The following is a 20,138-nucleotide window of genomic DNA, read 5'->3' on the forward strand; positions in this document are numbered from 1 at the left end:
GCTTCAGCATATAACAAACCCACCGGATTTCTTCACTGAAAAGAAGTCCGATGGGTTTCTTCATACAACTATCTCTGAAACTTGCTCACTTGTGCTCAATAAAAGCGACGTTATAAGTACTCTAGCTAAATAGCTTTCCAGAAGGCCTGAAAATCACGATACCTGCCGTAGCAGACCAATTCGTCTCCTTCTTCCACTTTCTCATTTTCCGGTAATTCATTCTTCACATGAAGCTCGGTCAGAGAGATACCCAGGCAGTTGGTGACCTTATTCGCCCGTTTCAAGCCTATCATTTTTAAATGAAACTCTTCATCCAGGTTTAACTCATTCACAAAATATCCTACAAATTTCTCCGGAACCGTGAACTTCACCACATAATAATCCTGATCGATGCGGAATCCTTCCATGTTAGTACCGAAGTCGAGCAGTTGTACCAGGCTGCGGGCAGCATCTTCTTCCGGAGTCAGGATTCGTTCCAGATCAAAAGCTTCAAGCACTGCTTTATGTACAGCATCAATAGCACGGGCAAAAATACGGGGAACCTTTTTCTGCTTCAACAGGGCAACGACTCGTATCGACGCACCAAAATTCTCTCCAATCGCTACAATAACTATATCCACACTATTCAATGGCAACACTGATAATGATTGTTCGTCAGTGGCATCAATGACAAAAGCTGTAGCAACCTTATCTTTGATGGAGTCTACACGACTTTCGCTTATATCCGCACCTATAATTTCGTGTCCCAAGGCGGACAGTTCTTCCGCCAACACATGGCCGTAATTTCCTAAACCAATAATAATATACTTCATAGCTTTAGTTTATTATGATGTTATCACTTGGATAACGGTATTTTGTATTCTTTTTCTGTTTGACGATTCCCAACATCAATGTTATTAACCCCACACGACCAATAAACATCAACAAAGACACCAATAGTTTGCTTGCGTCGCACAAATGAGGGGTCAGATTCAGACTGGAACCTACGGTACTAAGCGCAGAGACACATTCGAAAGTCAATGCCATAATGGAAACACCCGGTTCGAGTATGCTCAATGTAAAAATAAAAATGAATAAGACTCCCAATGACATGACTACTGTTGCATTGGAACGCCGAATTGAATCGTAAGACAATTCCCTGCCGAACACTTCCACTCGTTCAGTGCCACGCAATACGGCTACAAGATTCAGAACTACGACCGCAAAAGCATTTACTTTCACACCACCTGCCGTGGACTGTGATCCACCGCCCACCCACATCAGGAATAGATAAACCAACAATGTCTGCACGCTCAATGATGCCAGGTCGACACTGCTGAAACCGGCTGTTCGCGGACAAGTGGCATTAAAGAAAGCTTGTGTCCACTTATCTGCCACAGGCATACCGGCAAAAGAACCATTCCACTCAAAAGCAGCAATAGCCAATGTGCCGATTAATAAAAGCAGAAAAGTCATGATTAACACGATTTTCGTATTCAGGTTATAGAGGTGCTGCATTTTATGCCGGTCCAGTTTGCGGGTACGAATCAATTTCCAGAAACGACGGAGGTGATACAATACAATATCCTTGAAATTGACAAGGATGGGGAAACCGATACCACCAAATATAATCAATAGAGAAACGGTAATAAACAGCCAATTGTGGTTAGTCATCACCATCGGATTTCCTAAATTGCCGGAAAGCGTAGAAAAGCCCGCATTGCAAAAAGCCGAAATAGAATGGAAAGCAGCAAAACCCAACTCTCCTTCCAGAGTCATTCCCAACGTTCCGTGAATACTAAACCAAATCGAAACCATGCCGATCCCTTCAATCACTAAGGTGAAGCCTAATATATATAATAAAGTAGACAGCAAAGAACCTAATGAATTGGAACTAACCATATCACGCACAACAAGCTGATTGTAGATGGAAGTATTCCCCATGAAGAACATGGCGAAGAAACTGGTTAATGTCATCACTCCCAATCCGCCAATCTGAATCAGCAGGATAATGACAACTAATCCCGAAGTGGTGAATGTAGTAGACACGTCTACCGGTACCAAGCCCGTAACGCATACGGCACTGGTAGCCGTAAATAAAGAGTCTACCCAGGTGATACCATTTACCGTGCAGCGCGGAAGCATCAACAAGCCTGCTCCAATCAGAATAATAGCCATAAAACTAACTGCCAATATCAAAGACGGATTGGTACGCCGTCCCAACAGACGCACCAGCCCATTGGACAGATTGAGGAAAGAAAGAACTAACAATAACAGAAGATGATAAAACTTCCCATGTAAGAATTCCCAAATATGCAAAATAGCTCCTTCTTCTTCCGGACGATGGAATATAACAGGTACCAACGTGAGATATAACAATCCACTCAATATCCAGGCTAATCGCCGGTATTGCTTTTTAGTATTCCGGTATTCCAGCGAGATATGTAAAGTTACATCAATCAGAAAAATGATCCAGACAGTTTTATACAATGTCTGCAAATTCGCCACTTCATCAATAGACAAGGGAAAGCCATGTTCATATACTACTCCGACAATCAATGATAAAGACGCCAGATAAGTGAGTGCTTCTATCAGCCCTAACAAAATACGTACATAGGGTTTTAGGAGTTTATTCTGATACAATAAAAACTTATGATAAATCTTCATATCATCTTTTTTAACGGGGTCGTGCAAACTTAACTAAAATAACAATCAAACACGATTCTTTGTTGACAAAATTTTCTGAATATTAAAAATTTGACTACTTTTGGCAACAGAAAACTAAAAAACTACAATATTATGAGTGAAAAAAGAAAACGGTATATTCTACCGGAAGAAGAAATTCCACATTACTGGTACAACATTCAGGCCGATATGGTGAACAAGCCTATGCCTCCGTTGCACCCGGGAACCAAACAACCGCTGAAAGCAGAAGATTTATATCCGATTTTCGCAAAAGAGCTGTGTCATCAGGAGCTAAATCAGACGGATGCATGGATCGAAATACCGGAAGAAGTGCGTGAAATGTACAAGTACTACCGCAGCACTCCGCTGGTTCGTGCTTATGGTTTGGAAAAAGCACTCGGCACTCCGGCTCATATCTATTTTAAGAACGAAAGCGTAAGCCCTATCGGTTCGCATAAGTTGAACTCTGCATTGGCACAAGCTTATTATTGTAAAGAAGAAGGAGTTACCAACATTACCACTGAAACTGGTGCCGGACAATGGGGAGCCGCTCTTTCTTACGCAGCCAAGGTTTTCGGCCTGGAAGCTGCCGTTTATCAGGTAAAAATCAGTTATGAACAAAAACCATACCGCCGCAGCATCATGCAAACTTTCGGAGCACAGGTCACTCCTTCTCCATCTATGTCTACCCGCGCCGGTAAAGATATTCTGACTAAACACCCCACTTATCAAGGTTCATTGGGAACTGCTATTTCGGAAGCTATCGAACTGGCACAAATGACTCCCAACTGTAAATATACGCTCGGTTCCGTACTTAGCCACGTGACTCTCCACCAGACTATTATCGGACTGGAAGCTGAAAAACAAATGGAAATGGCAGGCGAATATCCGGATATCGTGATCGGTTGTTTCGGAGGTGGTTCCAACTTCGGAGGTATCTCTTTCCCGTTCATGCGCCACACCATACAGGAAGGGAAAAAGACTCGTTTCGTTGCTGCCGAACCTGCTTCTTGTCCGAAACTGACACGTGGTAAGTTCCAATATGACTTCGGTGATGAAGCCGGATATACTCCATTGCTGCCGATGTTCACTTTGGGACATAATTTTGCTCCTGCTCATATCCATGCTGGTGGGCTTCGTTATCACGGCGCAGGTGTAATCGTTTCACAGTTGCTCAAAGATAATCTGATGGAAGCGGTAGATATACAGCAACTGGAGTCTTTCGAAGCCGGTTGTCTGTTTGCGCAGTCTGAAGGTATTATTCCGGCTCCCGAATCCAGCCACGCTATTGCAGCGGCTATCCGCGAAGCTAACAAATGCAAGGAAACCGGAGAAGAAAAAGTGATTCTGTTCAATCTTTCGGGACATGGTCTGATCGATATGGCTTCTTATGACAAGTATTTGGCAGGTGATCTGGTGAATTATACATTGAATGACGAAGATATTCAGAAGAATTTAGACGAGATAGGAGATTTAGCTAAATAATAAATTACCTACCAGTTTCAAGTTTCACCACCGATTACACAGATTAACACAGATTTAATTGTAATTCGAAGATTGTCGATATAAAAATCCGTGCTAATCTGTATAATCGGTGGTATTTTTTCATTCCCTATATTTACTTTCTCTCTATTGAATACCTCCATATAAAAGATTTTGCTATCTTTGATGCCATTATTAATCTTATGAACTAATAATGAACAGCCTTAAAAAAACAACAATCTGTCTACTCTTTCTATGTATAGGGGTTAATTGCGTTTTTTCTGAAGTTCCGGAGCAAATTAACTTCTCTTATATTTCTATTAACGAAGGATTGTCACAAAGCACCGTATTTTCTATCGATCAGGACCAAAGAGGTAATATGTGGTTCGCGACCTATGATGGAGTAAACAAGTATGACGGGTATTCATTTACAGTTTATCAACATAATGAAGAGGATCCGAACAGTATTGCTAATGACATTTCACGAATCGTAAAAACTGACAGTCAGGGACGTGTCTGGATCGGTACGCGGGATGGTTTGTCATATTATGACGAAGAAAAAGACAAATTCAGAAATTTCTTCTACGAGAAAAAAGGCAAACGGCAACAAATCAATGGTATTGCAGAAATCTCACCGGAACAGTTGCTTATAAGCACACAAGAAGGTCTGACTATGTTCGATATTAAAGAATCACGATTCGTTGATGATTCTTTTAGTACCGCTATGCACAAGCTTATAGCTTCAGCTCTTTACAGACAGGGGGATATTATCTATATCGGTACCCCGGTTGACGGGCTTTACAGCTATTCCATTCCTCAAAAGAAACTGGAAAAAATTACTCCGATAACGGAAACGAAACAGATTCAGGCCATTTTGCAGCAATCTCCTACCCGTATATGGGTAGCTACCGAAGGAGCCGGTCTGCTTCTGCTCAATCCGAAAACGAAAGAGGTCAAGGCTTATCATCATTCTTCTTCCAATCCTAAAAGTATCAGTTCCAATTATATCCGCTCCCTGGCACTGGATTCGCAAAATCGCTTATGGATAGGAACGTTCAATGATCTAAACATTTATCATGAAGGAAGCGATTCTTTCGTTTCCTACAGTAGCAGTCCGGTAGAAAACGGCAGTTTGTCACAACGTTCGGTTCGCAGTATCTTTATGGATTCGCAAGGAGGTATGTGGCTTGGAACCTACTTCGGGGGATTGAACTATTACCATCCTATCCGCAACAGATTCAAGAATATCCAGCGTATTCCCTATAAGAATTCTCTAAGCGATAACGTAGTCAGCTGCATTACGGAAGATAAGGATAAGAACTTATGGATAGGAACGAATGATGGTGGTTTGAATCTGTATAATACAAAGACACAACAGTTTACGCACTATATCTTACAGGAAGACGAACGGGAAATCGGTATTGGTTCCAACAATATCAAAGCCGTATATGTAGATGAACAAAAATCACTTGTATATATAGGGACACATGCCGGCGGACTGACTGTCCTCCATCGAAACAGTGGAAAAATGGAAAGTTTCAATCAGCTGAACAGCCAGTTGGTGAATGAGAATGTATATGCTATTCTTCCTGACAAAGGAGGGAATCTCTTATTGGGGACATTAAGTGCTCTGGTTAGTTTTAACCCGGAAAAAAAGAGTTTTACCACCATTGATAAGGAAAAGGACGGTACTCCATTTACTTCACAACGAATCACAATCCTGTTCAGAGATTCCCATAAACGGCTTTGGGTCGGGGGTGAGGAAGGTATATCTGTCTTTCAGCAGGAAGGAATCGAGATAGAAAAGGTGCCTATTCTGCCGGAATCATCTGTAACAAAGACGTTTACCAATTGCATTTACGAGGCTGCCAACGGTATCATTTGGGTAGGTACGCGTGAAGGCTTCTACTGTTTTAATGAGAAAGAAAAGAAAATCAAACGATATACTACGGCTAACGGTTTGCCTAATAATGTGGTATATGGTATTCTGGAAGATACTTTCGGACGTCTTTGGGTAAGTACCAATCGTGGTATTTCCTGTTTCAATCCGGAAACAGAGAGGTTCCGTAATTTTACGGAATCCGACGGATTACAGAGTAATCAGTTTAATACTTCTTCGTTCTGTCGCACTTCGAGCGGTCAGATGTATTTCGGAGGTATCAACGGGATCACTACTTTCCGCCCGGAACTGTTGCTGGATAACCCTTATACGCCTCCGGTAGTTATCACTAAACTTCAACTGTTTAACAAGACAGTTCGCCCGGATGATGAAACCGGTATCCTGACTAAGAATATCAATGAGACAGAAAGTATCACCCTGAAATCATGGCAAACTGCTTTCACGATTGAATTTGTAGTATCCAATTATATTTCCGGACAACATAACACTTTCGCTTATAAACTGGAAGGATATGACAAAGAGTGGTATTATCTGACAGATAAACGTACTGTCTCCTACTCCAACCTACCACAAGGCACTTATCACTTTTTGGTAAAAGCTGCCAATAGTGACGGAAAATGGAATACTGTACCTACAATGTTGGAAATCATAGTTCTCCCTATCTGGTACAAGACCTGGTGGGCAATCATGATTTTCCTCGCCACTTTTATCGGGTTTATCACTTTCGTCTTCCGCTTCTTCTGGATGCGTAAGAGTATGGAAGCGGAACTGGAACTTGAACGCAGGGACAAGGAGCATCAAGAAGAAATCAACCAGATGAAGATGCGTTTCTTCATCAATATTTCGCACGAGCTTCGCACGCCATTAACTCTCATCTTAGCTCCTTTACAAGAAATAATCAATAAGATTAGTGATCGCTGGACTCGTAACCAACTGGAATATATCCAACGCAACGCCAATCGTCTGTTGCATCTTGTCAACCAGTTGATGGATTATCGCCGTGCCGAATTGGGAGTTTTCGAGCTGAAAGTAAAGAAAGAGAATGCGCATCAACTGATACAGGATAATTTCTTGTTCTACGATAAACTGGCACGCCACAAGAAGATTACTTATACTCTCCACTCCGAACTGGAAGAAAAAGAGGAACTTTTCGATCCGAATTATCTGGAACTGATCGTTAATAACCTGCTTTCAAATGCTTTCAAATATACAGAAAGCGGGCAAAGCATTACTGTTACGTTGAAAGAGGAAAACAATTGGCTGGTACTGCAAGTTAGTGATACCGGTATTGGTATTCCTATCAACAAGCAGGGGAAAATATTCGAACGTTTCTATCAGATAGAGAGTGAGCACGTAGGAAGTGGTATCGGGCTGTCACTGGTACAACGTTTGGTGGAACTGCATCACGGACGTATTGAGTTAGACAGTGAAGAAGGCAAAGGCAGTACTTTCTCTGTTTATCTGCCACAGGATATAAATATCTATAAATCTTCCGAATTAGCTTCTAATGACGCTAAAAATGAGGAGGACCAAGTTTATTCTACCAACTCGAAAGAGATGTATTTCATTGATACGGAAAAAGTAGAAAACGAAACGATCGAAACTGGTGACAAGAAACGTGGTACGATTCTTATCGTAGAAGACAATAATGAAATCCGCCATTATCTAAGTAGCGGACTTGCCGAACTTTTCAATACACTGGAAGCCGGAAATGGTGAAGAAGCCCTGGAAAAGCTGAAAGAGAATGAAGTGGACATTATTGTGACTGATGTCATGATGCCTGTGATGGATGGTATCAAGCTATGCAAGAATGTGAAGCAGAATATCCGTACCTGTCACATTCCTGTGATTATCCTGTCTGCCAAAAGCGAAACCAAAGATCAGATGGAAGGTCTGCAAATGGGCGCGGATGATTATATCCCGAAACCGTTCTCGCTAGCTATCCTGACTACGAAAATACAGAATATGATGCGTACCCGCAGGCGTATGCTTGAACGGTATTCTAAATCTCTGGAAGTGGAACCGGAAAAGATTACGTTCAACGCCATGGATGAAGCTTTATTGAAACGTGCCGTAGCCATCGTAGAAAAGAATATGGATAATATTGAATTCTCTACCGACGAGTTCGCCAGAGAAATGAATATGAGCCGTTCTAATCTGCACCTCAAATTGAAAGCCATCACAGGTGAATCGACTATCGACTTTATACGCAAGATTCGTTTCAATGAAGCGGCAAAACTACTGAAGGATGGCCGTTATACAATAGCAGAAGTCAGCACAATGGTAGGATTTAATACGCCGTCTTACTTTGCTACGAGTTTCAAAAAGTATTTCGGATGTTTGCCTACAGAGTATATTAAGAAGGCAAAGGGATAATTGATAGTCCTGATTAAAACAATATAACTGTTAGGAGAAGATGTATTGGGAATACTATTTCACCATAGAAAACGTCCTTGTAACTTGCCACATTTTTGTATCTATTTTAAGTATTATAAGGGAGAGATACAAAAATGTGGCAGAGCTTATAATCAACATATTATCTTTCTCCAAAGGCGGTATTTTAGATAAGTTTACAAAAAATAATAGAACGCTATTGGCTTTTTCTGAATGAAAAGTGCATTATTCTTATAGTACCCTATTTATCAATCCAATTAAAGAGTTTTATTACTAAGATCCAATTGATAGATTACAGTTATGCAACCGATAAGTTACACTTATCCTTCTTGATAGTTGTACAAGTGCAACTCACTAGTTGCTCAACTGCATTCCACTAATTACATTAGAAGAAGTAACCAAAAGTATATGATGAGTTACTTAAATGATCTGATAGAGTTCCATAATACTTCCGCATTATTAAGGAAAAAGATATGGTCTTTCTATATACATTTAGCGAATTCATTATACAAAATGAAAGACCTGGACTTTGTTATTTCTCCGATCCAGCATGATTCCCAAAATCATTATGGACTAAAATTCATCCAATAGAATGCCTAAAAATGTACAAAACCAACCCTACAAATACAATTGGATTAGATTACATTATGATATATAAAAAGCCTGATATCAGGTATGTAACAGACTTTTTAGACAGAAATAATATATGATTCAACAAATTTAATATCAAAAAAATCATTTTTGAACAAAGTGTGAACAAGCTAGATAATAGACTATAATTTAATAAGCTATTTTTGCAAACAGTAAAATATAACTTTTAATAATTAAAACCTAATAAAGTATGAAGAACATCTTCTTTATTTGTATGTTCGCAACCGTTGCTTTTACCGGATGCGTAGATGATGATGATGACTTATTAACTGGTGAAGTTAGTCCAGGAGTAGAAATACTTCCTGAAAATAAACCGAATGAAGTAGTCGACTCAAAGTTATTTGAGATCATTAACCTCGATTACCCAGGATTAGAGAAAGTGAAAAAATTCTATGAAAGCGGAGAATACTATTATGCAGCTAACGAATTACTAGAGTATTATAGAACAAGAGTGGACGTAAATAACCCTAGCGTCAACTTGATTAACCCCACTATTTCTGAAAAAGATCAGCGAATTGCCGATCAAGCGCTTGAGCATCGTTTCTATGTAAAAGGATTCGCCGAAAGTGTAGATGAAGCAACCAAATTAGAAACATATTATTCTTTCTACGATGCATCTGCAAAAAAAATAGATTGGAGTGCCAACGAAGACAAGCAGAAGAAAGAGCAAGAGTTCAGATACCAGCTTCATCGTCATCAATGGATGCTTCCTCAAGCAAAAGCATACCGTATTAGTAAAGATGAGAAATACATTCAATCATGGATTGAAGCGTATGGCAGCTGGATAGAAACATTCCCATACACTCCCGGAACAGTATTTCCGCCGGCAGGTGGTTCAGAAAATGATGTAGACTATCAATGGAAAGGCTTGCAGGTAGCAGAAAGAGTCCTCTCTCAAGTAGACATCATGCCTTATTTCATTCATTCTACAAATTTCACACCAGAATGGCTTTCAACTTTCCTGGTTGCGTTTGAAAAAGAGGTAGAGTGTATTCGATTGAATTATTATCAAAGCGGCAATATCTTGATTTCTCAATATCAAGCCGTAGCCACTGCTGGTATATTAATGCCAGAATTTAAGAATGCATCCACATGGGCTACAGAAGGAACACAGGGCTTAAACGAATCATTAGATACACAATTTAATGATGACGGGGTAGAATATGAGTTGGATTTCAGCTATCACACTGCTGCCATTAGCGACTTTCGCGAAATATACCTTATAGCCCAAGCCAATAACAAGACAAATTTATTGTCTCCTAGTTATATTAGTAAATTAAAGAAAGCGACAGAATTTGTTATGGATATGATTTACCCTAATTATACCATAGACAATTTCAATGATACCCGTTCAGCTTCGTATGCTAAAAGTACGTTATTGAATAGACTAAAGGAGTATTCGGCTATGTATCCTGACGATAATGGATTATTATGGGTAGCTACAGAAGGAAAAAGCGGAAGTAAACCTTCATATACAACTAAGGCTTACAGCACTTCTGGCTATTACATGCTACGTAACGGTTGGGATAAAGATGCAACCATGATGATTTTAAAGAACAACTACAATCCGACCAATCAATGGCATTGTCAGCCCGATAATGGAACTTTCGGTTTGTATCGCAAAGAACGTAATTTCTTCCCGGACGCAGGTGTATTCACCTATAACACAGGAGCTGCCCGTAGCAAATATGCTTCGACTGTCAACCATAATACTATGACTATTATGAGTAAGACTATTGGAGTTGCTAAGCCAACCGGACAAGGTGGCGTAATGGAAGGGAAAATGATTAAGTTAACAACTAAAAACAATGTAGACATTTTAGTTACGGAAAACCAACAATCAGATGACATAACCCATCGTAGAACCGTCTTCTTTGTAAATAATAGAACGTTCTTTGTTATTGTAGACGAAGGTTATGGAGCCTCCACACTTGGAACAAAAACAAATATAAACTTCCATCTGCTTAGTGATAAAGATACCCCTTCTGTATTCGACAAGAATCTGCAAACATCTGTAAACAGCAATAAGTATTATCAAGCATATACCAATTTTGATAGTAATAACATTCTCGCTGCCACATTTACAGAAACGAGTCAAGATCTGACAGCTAAAGCATTATCTTCAACAGATGTGACCAATATAGTATCTACAAACACTGATAAAGAAGATGGTCCTATACGTCTAGGCTACCAAATTACTCTTCGTCAGCCTAAAATTACCCCTATCGAAATCAGTGCAACCCGTTATATCACAATTCTTTGCCCATTTGAGAGCGCAACGGAACGGGAAGAGCTGAAAGTTGATGCCAAATTCACTGACAATGAAGATGGGACAGCTGGAACATTCCATTCGGAAGGTGTATCTATTCAAGTAACAGTCAAAGGTACAGTATACGATCTTTCTTCAAAATAAATCTAACAATCATATAATATGAAATCTAAATTACTAAAAGACATTTCGCATTTTTTAGGTGTCTTGATGGCAGTTGTACTAGTTATGACTTATACATCCTGTTCAGATGAGGATACCACTGACACTACAGATTTTGCACTTTATTATTTGGGCATGACCGATATAGGTCCATCGATGAGTGGGATAATTTCAGAACCTTCTTACAAAGGAAGCGTTCCGTCTGATTTTACAATCACAGGTATCACATTAAATGGCGAGGCTTATACGGGTAGTGATTTTATTATCAATAAAGAAACCGGTGCTATTGAAATCAACAGCGCAAAGGACACCCCGGTAGGTTCATATAAAATATCCATTTCATGTATGGCCGGCGGTTCTTATCATGAATATAAGAATATTGTAGAAGTAAACATGATGAAACCTGTACCAGATGGTATTACTGTAGAACCTAATGAGATCCAAATAGAATACAGTATTGTTTCAGACGCAAAAAGCACGGAAGAATTACCTACTGCACAAGTAAAAACTGATGGAAATCATGTATCCATTACCAAATATGCAATTGCCAAAAGTGATATTTCTTCATTCTTCAATATCTCTCAAACAGGAGAAATAACGATTGTGAGAGGAAGTGATATTGCACCGGGAATACATACTCTTGCATTAAAACTCACTACAGGCGCATCGTCTGAAGACGAAGGCATTTTTGAGAACGCATTAACTATCAACGTTACCTCCAAACCTTTAGGATTGACTTATGAACCTAACGAAGGATTGATAGAAGCTGAAACAGCAGAAGAACCGGAAACGTCTTTTAAAAGCGAAACTCCAATGTTGAAAGGCTCTTTGGAAAACATAGCCTATTCTATTGAAAGCATTGAACCATCAACGGACAAAATTAAGATTGACCCAACAACAGGTGTACTTTCAGTAGATAAACATCACGGTTTTGAAATCGGTCAGGAATATGTTATATCTGTAAAAGTAGCAAACAAATATGCTACAGATGGAGTATCATTCAACAATGTATACACTCTCAAAGTAGTCAACAGAATTGTGCCTGTAGCAAACTTTAGCTATCCTGCTAATGTAGAAATATATGAATCGTCACCATTAAAAGTAACTCCTGATGAAGGACTTGAAGGAGATGGTATCACGTTCACATTGAAGGATGATTTAGGACAACAGTTGTCTGTTGACAAAAATGGAGTAGTATCCGCAAAGAAAGGTCACACCATACCAAACGGAGACTATATCATTACAGTCACTGCATCTAATACTAAAAATTCAAAAGAAGCGTCATTCAACCTGAAGGTTAAGAATAATCCGAATAAGTTCAGTTTTATACGCTACGGAAATAATATAGGCGTAGATGCTGAAAGCAACGCCAACCAATTTAGAATCACAGTAGACAAAGCTGCTAATGCTACTACCATTCTAAGTAAATTCACAATACCTGCTCCTACAACAGACATCACAGGAAAAAATGTACGATGGAGCATCAGAAATGGAAGGAACTGTGATAAGTTGGAAATAGATGAGAATGGTAAGATCTCATTTACCAATGCTATATGGCCAGGATTAGACGCAAAAGAGCCAGCAGCCACAAACGGTTCAGGATTCTTCTTTGTAACAGCCACTGTTGGTGAAGACAAAGATTCTGAATTCTCACTGGAAGTACCTGTATTTATACATTATGACTTGGTGGTAGCCGGTGTTCATGTATTATATAACCCATTTGTATTCCAGGTTAATCCAAAAACAATTGGCAACAGCACTTATTCTGAAAAACCAACTATTAAAGGTATAGATGCGGAAGCTTTATCATCGTTCACTTTAGACTATAGACGTTCATTCAATTATACGGCAATTAGCGGTACATTTACTAATGGTGATCCTAAAACTTCCAACTTCTTGAATACACTTTGGACTAAATTCGGAGAAGATTCCGGCAGAGGAGTTAATACAGGTTCCAGAAACGCCATTTCCTATTATAGCAATATAGATAAAAATAAAAACACATTAAGTTATGCTATAGGATATGTTGATCCGACTAATGGACTCGCCCTCAAATTGAATCCAAACAAATGGGTTTTGGACGGAGAGTATCCTAATGGTGTATTCACAGGCCAGATGACTTTCGATAAAAATGGAATAGATCCTCAGAAAGGTAGTCAGGTATTCCCGCTAATCATCTGGTTCGATCCTAACTTCTAAATACTAATACGTTAAAAATAGAAATTATGTATAACATAAACAATCTAATTAAATCAATAAGCATAAGAGGGTGGGTTACTCTCTTAGCACTGATGCTCACAATCAGCGTATATGCTCAAGAATTAACTTTAAAAGGTGTCATTGTAGACGAAACAGATACACCTCTTATCGGAGCAACGATACAAGCTAAAGGCACCTCAACAGGAGCTATTACGGACTTTGATGGTAAATTTACTTTAAAAGCAAAAAAAGGAGCTACCATTACCATTTCTTACATTGGTTATAAAACACAAGAGCTAAAATTCAATGGCCAGGGATCCATTAATATAAAAATGGTTCCGGATAACCAAGCATTGGATGAAGTGGTAGTTGTTGGATACGGCGCGATGAAACGTAGCGACTTAACAGGTTCTGTTGCTTCTGTTGCCGCCAAAGATATTGAAGGTTTCCAAACTAGTTCTGTAGCAGGTGCATTAGGCGGACAAATTGCCGGAGTGCAAATCACCTCTACAGATGGTACTCCTGGTGCGGGATTCAACATTAATATTCGTGGTGTAGGAAGTCTGACAGGTGATTCAAGCCCTCTCTATATTGTAGACGGTTTTCAAGTGGACGATATTGATTATATATCAAATTCTGATATTGAATCTGTTGAGGTGCTCAAAGACGCTTCATCTTCCGCCATCTATGGTGCACGTGCAGCTAATGGAGTTGTGATGATTACAACAAAATCAGGGAAAAGTGGTAGACCACAAATTAGCTACAACGGTTCTGCAAGTTACCGTAAAATATCTAAAATGCTAGATGTATTATCTCCCTACGAATTTGTGAAACTGCAAGGTGAAGTGAATAGTGACCTTTTAAACAGCTATATCTCCGACAAAGAATTTGACGACAACGGAAAACCTATCAGATACCATTCGCTAGAAGATTATGTAGGTGTAAAAGGGGTAGACTGGCAGGAAGAAACTTTCAACCCGACTTGGTCACAAGATCATAATATATCTCTTAGAGGTGGTAGCAATGACACACAATATAATGCAGCTTTTTCTCGTTATGTAGAAAACGGTATCTTTAACAACAGCGGTTTTGACAAAACAACAGCTAAATTCCGCATAGATCAGAAGATCAATAAAAATATATCATTCAATGCTACTATTAACTATGCTTTAACCAATCGTAAAGGTGTAGGAACAACAGCAGATTCCGGACGTTTCAATATGTTAGCTCAAATTCTTAGCGCACGTCCCACTGGTGGGAATAAACTGACCGATGAAGAATTATTGCATTCTGCTATTGACCCGGAAATGTTGGAGACAGGTGAAAGTTTGGCACAGGTTAACCCTGTTATGCAAACCCAATCCGTAACTAACAATAAACGTGGTGAAATGTGGTCAGGAAACGCATCTGTTAGCTGGCAAATCATCAAAGGTCTTACTTTTAAAAGTGCCGGAACATATAATACAACCAATAGCCGTACTGACATATTCTACAAGAATGGTTCTAAGGAAGCATATCGTAATGGCGAACAACCTTATGGACGGACAACAATGCAACGCGATGCACGTTGGACTAACTATAACACTTTAACCTGGAAACAAAAGGTAAAGAAACACAATTATGATGTATTGTTAGGTCATGAAGTATCCTACAGAAGCACAGAGTATTTGCTGGGTGAAGCAATGGGATTCCCTTTCGATCAGATGGGAAATGACAACATGGGGTTAGGCGCAACTCCAAGTAAGGTTGAAAGTACTTTCTATGATAAAACGTTATTATCATTTTATGCACGTACTAACTACAATTACGATAACCGTTATTTATTTACGGCAACTGTACGTGCCGATGGTTCTACCGTATTCTCGTCAAATAAGAAATGGGGATTCTTCCCTTCTTTCTCTGCAGCATGGCGTGTATCAGAAGAAGCATTCATGAAAGATGTCAAATGGATTTCTAATTTCAAAATTCGTTTAGGTTGGGGTACTGTAGGAAACGATAATATTCCTAACTATCTTTCTTTGGATCTATATGAAGCAAATAAATATGGCATAGGTAATAGTAGCGTTACTGTTTTAAATCCGAAACAACTCAGAAATAAGAATCTGAAATGGGAAGGTTCAAACACAACCAACTTAGGTATTGACTTAGGCTTCTTCGACAACCGTCTAAATGTAACAGCTGAATTCTTTATCAAAAATACAAAAGACTTGTTATTGTCACAATCACTGGCACATATTACAGGATTTGACTCACAAATGCAAAACGTAGGAAAAATCCAAAATAAAGGTATCGAATTAAGTTTAAACAGCACCAATATTCAAACCCGGAATTTTACCTGGCAAACCAACTTTAATATATCATTTATCAGAAATACATTAAAGTCACTGGCATCCGGAGTAAATTATATGCAAGCACGTTCTGGCTTCGATAGCAATTTCACATCATATGATTATATGGCTATCGTCGGACAATCTCTGGGTCTGATTTACGGATATGAATTTGATGGCATCTATCAATATTCTGATTTCTATTCTGTTCCGGGTTCCAGTACTTTGGTCTTAAAAGAAGGTGTAACGAGCAATCCTAGTCTTGGAAACAGATTGGCTCCAGGTGCGGTGAAATATAAAGATCAAGATGGTGATGGAGTGATAACAACAAAAGACCGTACAGTGATCGGTAATGCTTTGCCTAAATGGTATGGTGGTATCACCAATACATTCAATTATAAAGGTATTGACTTTAGCTTTATGCTGCAATTTAACTATGGCAATGACATTTATAATGCAACCCGTTTGTATGCAACTCAAACTAACACACAACGCAGAAACCAATTAGCAGAAGTGGCAGATCGTTGGAGTCCGACAAATGCTTCAAACAAAGTACCTAGCTATAACGGATACGTAGTAAATGATGTGTATTCACGATTTGTAGAAGATGGTTCTTTCTTGCGTTTGAAGAATATTACGCTAGGATATACACTTCCTCATAAATGGACTCGGAGTTTTCATGCATCCAAGCTTCGTATATATGCTACCGGACAAAATCTTTTCTGTCTTAACAACTACAGTGGATATGACCCGGAAGTAAGTACAGCTAGCAAGAGTCCTATGACCCCCGGACTGGATTGGGGTGCTTATCCTAAAAGTAGAGTATTTACATTTGGTATTGATTTACAGTTCTAATATGAGAAAATAATATGAAGAAATTAATATATTACATAGCGATGTCCATTCTGTGCATTTTACCTTATTCATGCTCATTAGATGAAGAGGCAAGAAGCGAAATGGAAAAGAAGAATTACATGACTAATGCTAAAGAAGCACAAGATGTTCTATTAGGAGTATATCGTACAACTGTTGAAGATGCTGCATACGGGTATCATCTATCTTTCTTGTTCAACATGGGAACAGATATATCTCAAGGAGAAGGCTCCGATATAACGAATTATCGTATCATTGTTAATAATGCTTTTCCTACTACCCAAGTAGAAATTCAACAAACATGGCAAGTACTTTATAAAGGTATCTACAGAGCAAACGATTTTCTGGAACGTATCAGTGGAAAAATAGACAGTTATACTGCTACTGATAAAAAAATAGCAACGCTTTATATAGCCGAAGCCAGAGCGTTAAGAGCTATGTTCTATTTCGAGTTAGTACGTCGTTATGGAAATATCCCTCTGATTACCAACACAGAGATGTCTTATCAAGCTCCCACCACTTATACGCAGGCCACTCCTGACAAAGTATATGAATTTATTGAAGACGATCTTCTTTACGCTAGTGAAGTACTACCGTATGCTGTCGATGATCAACTTCGCGATAACACATCATATCGTTTTAGTAAAGGAGCAGCACTTGGTCTCTTGGCAAAAGTATATGCTACATGGGCAGGATATCCTGTACAAAATACCGCTAAATGGGAAGACGCTGCCAAGACAGCCCGTATCCTCATAGAATCCGGTAAACACTCATTATTGCGTGATTACGAAAAATTATGGGAAAACACTTGCAGCAGTGTATGGGATCCTACAGAAAGCTTAATTGAGATTTCATTCTACTCTCCTACTGTATCTGGTTCAGGAGATCCCGTAGGACGTATTGGCAAATGGAACGGAGTAAAAACAACAGCTATCGCCGGTGTACGGGGAAGTTGTGCCGGAAATATGAAAGTAGTTCATACATTCGTTCTTGATTGGAGAGATGGTAAAAATGCGAATGACAAACGTCGTGACATATCAATAGCTAACTATAAGTATGATGATGATTATGTGTTGTGGGCTAAAGGTAAAAGTGATACGGAAGAATCTGCAAAATTAAAAGATCAAGATCCTACTCAAGCTCAAAAAGAGAAACAAAACTATACACCAGCTAAATGGGACCTTATAAAATATCAAAAGACAGGTGGCATTATCAATAATGATAAATCAAATGCTAATTGGTATTTCCTACGTTATGCAGACGTGTTACTTATTTATGCCGAAGCTTTGAACGAATGGAAACATGGTCCTACTACAGAGGCTTATGCCGCAATTAATGAAGTTCGTCGTCGTGGATATGGATATCCTAGCAATACAGGAAGCTGTGATCTTTCAAACTTAAATGAAAGTAGTTTCCGTGAAGCGGTCAGAAAAGAGCGTGCTTATGAATTGGCTTTTGAAGGTCATCGCCGCATGGACTTAGTCCGTTGGGGCATCTATTATGAAACCATACAAAAAACGAACGCTGCCTTAGCGAACTGGTGGGATTCTGCTGATAATTACAGATACCTGTTATATAAATATACAGAGAAAAACAAACACGAGTTACTGCCTATTCCACAACGTGAGAAGGACCTATGTACCCAGTTTGAACAAAATCCTGGTTGGTAACAAAAATCCCCATAAATCCTCTCCAATATGCCCTAATTAGGGCATATTGGAGAAAATTAAAACCTTTTTCAACAAAATCAAAACTTGAAAAGCAGAGTTCAAACTCCTTTTGGACAATCCTGCAACACAAAGTTAAGCCTTTCCACTACTTTTGTATCAGTTACAAAACTTCTAAAAACAATCACTTAAAATGAATAACATGAAAAAGAAACTTGTTCTCTTTGCTTCGGTTAGTATTGCACTTGCATCGTGCCAGACACCCCCAAAGGAAGACTACAGTTGGATAAAAAAAGGACTGGATGTAGCTTCTGCCCAATTACAACTTTCTGCAGAAGAGGTTAGTGGTACGGGAATGTTGCCACGCTCCATCCGTACCGGTTATGACATGGATTTCCTTTGCCGTCAGTTGGAAAGAGATTCATCAACATTCAAAGATTCACTACGAGCACAACCCACTGCTGACCAGCTAGGCAAACGTCGCCTCTGCAACGTTTATGACTGGACGAGTGGTTTCTTCCCCGGCTCATTGTGGTACGCATACGAACTGACAGGAAACGATACACTGAAAACTCAAGCCATCCAATATACAAATCTGCTGAATCCGGTACGCTATTATAAAGGTACGCATGATTTGGGATTCATGGTCAACTGCAGCTATGGCAACGCAGAACGTCTTTCACCCAACGACACCATTGCTGCTGTAATGAGAGAAACCGCCGATAATCTCTGCGGCCGTTTCAACGATTCTATCGGCGCTATCCGTTCATGGGATTTCGGAACATGGAACTTCCCGGTTATTATCGACAATATGATGAACCTCGATCTTCTGTTTAATGTAGCAAAAGCGACAGGTGACAATAAATACAAAGACATTGCTATCAAGCATGCTATGACTACCATGAACAATCACTTCCGTCCGGATTATACTTGCTGGCATGTAGTAAGCTACAACAACGACGGAACTGTTGAACGCAAGCAAACTCACCAAGGCAAGAATGACGATTCTTCATGGGCACGTGGTCAAGCATGGGCTGTATATGGCTACACAGCTTGCTACCGTGAAACAAACGACAGTACTTTCCTGAACTTCGCTATCAAAGTAGCTGATATGATTATGGATCGCGTTAAAACAGACGATGCTATCCCCTATTGGGATTATGATGCACCTGTGACTGAAGAAACTCCACGTGACGCTTCTGCCGCTTCTGTTACCGCTTCAGCATTGATCGAACTAAGCACAATGGTTCCCGACGGACAAAAATATCTGGATTATGCGGAAAAAATTCTGAAGAGTTTGTCAAGCGACGCATATCTTGCAAAAGTGGGTGACAATCAAGGTTTCATTCTGATGCACTCTGTCGGTTCACTGCCCAACGGTTCTGAAATCGACACTCCACTGAACTATGCTGACTATTACTATCTGGAAGCATTGAAGAGATTCATGGAATTGAAGAAGTTGAGGGTTGAGAATGGAGAGTTGAGAGTGATCCAATAATACAAAAGTAAGAGTGTTCTCAATCGTAAATAGTAAATCGTAAAATCGTAAA

9 protein-coding genes are annotated in these 20,138 nt (G+C 39.4%); 7 read left to right on the forward strand and 2 right to left on the reverse strand.

Annotated features, from left to right (window positions below; genetic code table 11):
* Positions 1-125 precede the first annotated feature (125 nt).
* Both KQP79_RS03730 and KQP79_RS03735 read right to left on the reverse strand, forming a co-directional pair.
* Entirely contained in the window at positions 126-812 is a 687-nt protein-coding gene (locus tag KQP79_RS03730) for a potassium channel family protein (protein ID WP_008021453.1), read from the reverse strand.
* A 4-nt stretch (positions 813-816) separates the two neighbouring features.
* On the reverse strand, positions 817-2,646 hold the full coding sequence (locus KQP79_RS03735; RefSeq protein ID WP_008021450.1) for a TrkH family potassium uptake protein: 1,830 nt from the start codon (positions 2,644-2,646) through the stop codon (positions 817-819).
* A 132-nt stretch (positions 2,647-2,778) separates the two neighbouring features.
* Between KQP79_RS03735 and KQP79_RS03740 the strand changes: the two genes are divergently transcribed.
* The 7 genes from KQP79_RS03740 to KQP79_RS03770 all read left to right on the forward strand — a co-directional run bounded on the left by KQP79_RS03740 (position 2,779) and on the right by KQP79_RS03770 (position 20,086).
* Entirely contained in the window at positions 2,779-4,149 is a 1,371-nt protein-coding gene (locus KQP79_RS03740) for a TrpB-like pyridoxal phosphate-dependent enzyme (RefSeq protein WP_004316593.1), read from the forward strand.
* A 211-nt stretch (positions 4,150-4,360) separates the two neighbouring features.
* Positions 4,361-8,422 (forward strand): two-component regulator propeller domain-containing protein, encoded by a 4,062-nt coding sequence (locus KQP79_RS03745; RefSeq protein WP_004312470.1) that lies wholly within the window; start codon positions 4,361-4,363, stop codon positions 8,420-8,422.
* Positions 8,423-9,281: 859 nt separating this feature from the next.
* Positions 9,282-11,504: a heparin-sulfate lyase HepC gene (gene hepC / locus KQP79_RS03750; protein WP_015532602.1), complete on the forward strand. Its 2,223-nt coding sequence runs from the start codon at positions 9,282-9,284 to the stop codon at positions 11,502-11,504.
* 18 nt (positions 11,505-11,522) lie between these two features.
* Positions 11,523-13,721 carry a surface glycan-binding family protein gene (locus tag KQP79_RS03755; RefSeq protein WP_061447616.1) on the forward strand — a complete coding sequence of 733 codons (2,199 nt, stop codon included), beginning with the start codon at positions 11,523-11,525 and terminating at the stop codon, positions 13,719-13,721.
* 26 nt (positions 13,722-13,747) lie between these two features.
* Positions 13,748-16,903: a SusC/RagA family TonB-linked outer membrane protein gene (locus tag KQP79_RS03760; RefSeq protein ID WP_061447617.1), complete on the forward strand. Its 3,156-nt coding sequence runs from the start codon at positions 13,748-13,750 to the stop codon at positions 16,901-16,903.
* Positions 16,904-16,917: 14 nt separating this feature from the next.
* Complete coding sequence (locus tag KQP79_RS03765; RefSeq protein ID WP_061447618.1) at positions 16,918-18,591, forward strand: RagB/SusD family nutrient uptake outer membrane protein; 1,674 nt, start codon at positions 16,918-16,920, stop codon at positions 18,589-18,591.
* Positions 18,592-18,781: 190 nt separating this feature from the next.
* On the forward strand, positions 18,782-20,086 hold the full coding sequence (locus tag KQP79_RS03770) for a DUF4995 domain-containing protein (RefSeq protein WP_061447619.1): 1,305 nt from the start codon (positions 18,782-18,784) through the stop codon (positions 20,084-20,086).
* The last annotated feature ends 52 nt before the right edge of the window (positions 20,087-20,138 follow it).

This window comes from Bacteroides sp. DH3716P (assembly GCF_025914115.1).
Classification (GTDB): domain Bacteria; phylum Bacteroidota; class Bacteroidia; order Bacteroidales; family Bacteroidaceae; genus Bacteroides; species Bacteroides ovatus.

What these genes read in the sequence shown, in the direction of transcription:
- KQP79_RS03730 (WP_008021453.1), bottom strand. Translation starts at nt 812, where the DNA reads ATGAAGTATATTATTATTGGTTTAGGAAATTACGGCCATGTGTTGGCG.
- KQP79_RS03735 (WP_008021450.1), bottom strand. Translation starts at nt 2,646, where the DNA reads ATGAAGATTTATCATAAGTTTTTATTGTATCAGAATAAACTCCTAAAA.
- KQP79_RS03740 (WP_004316593.1), top strand. Translation starts at nt 2,779, where the DNA reads ATGAGTGAAAAAAGAAAACGGTATATTCTACCGGAAGAAGAAATTCCA.
- KQP79_RS03745 (WP_004312470.1), top strand. Translation starts at nt 4,361, where the DNA reads ATGAACAGCCTTAAAAAAACAACAATCTGTCTACTCTTTCTATGTATA.
- hepC (WP_015532602.1), top strand. Translation starts at nt 9,282, where the DNA reads ATGAAGAACATCTTCTTTATTTGTATGTTCGCAACCGTTGCTTTTACC.
- KQP79_RS03755 (WP_061447616.1), top strand. Translation starts at nt 11,523, where the DNA reads ATGAAATCTAAATTACTAAAAGACATTTCGCATTTTTTAGGTGTCTTG.
- KQP79_RS03760 (WP_061447617.1), top strand. Translation starts at nt 13,748, where the DNA reads ATGTATAACATAAACAATCTAATTAAATCAATAAGCATAAGAGGGTGG.
- KQP79_RS03765 (WP_061447618.1), top strand. Translation starts at nt 16,918, where the DNA reads ATGAAGAAATTAATATATTACATAGCGATGTCCATTCTGTGCATTTTA.
- KQP79_RS03770 (WP_061447619.1), top strand. Translation starts at nt 18,782, where the DNA reads ATGAATAACATGAAAAAGAAACTTGTTCTCTTTGCTTCGGTTAGTATT.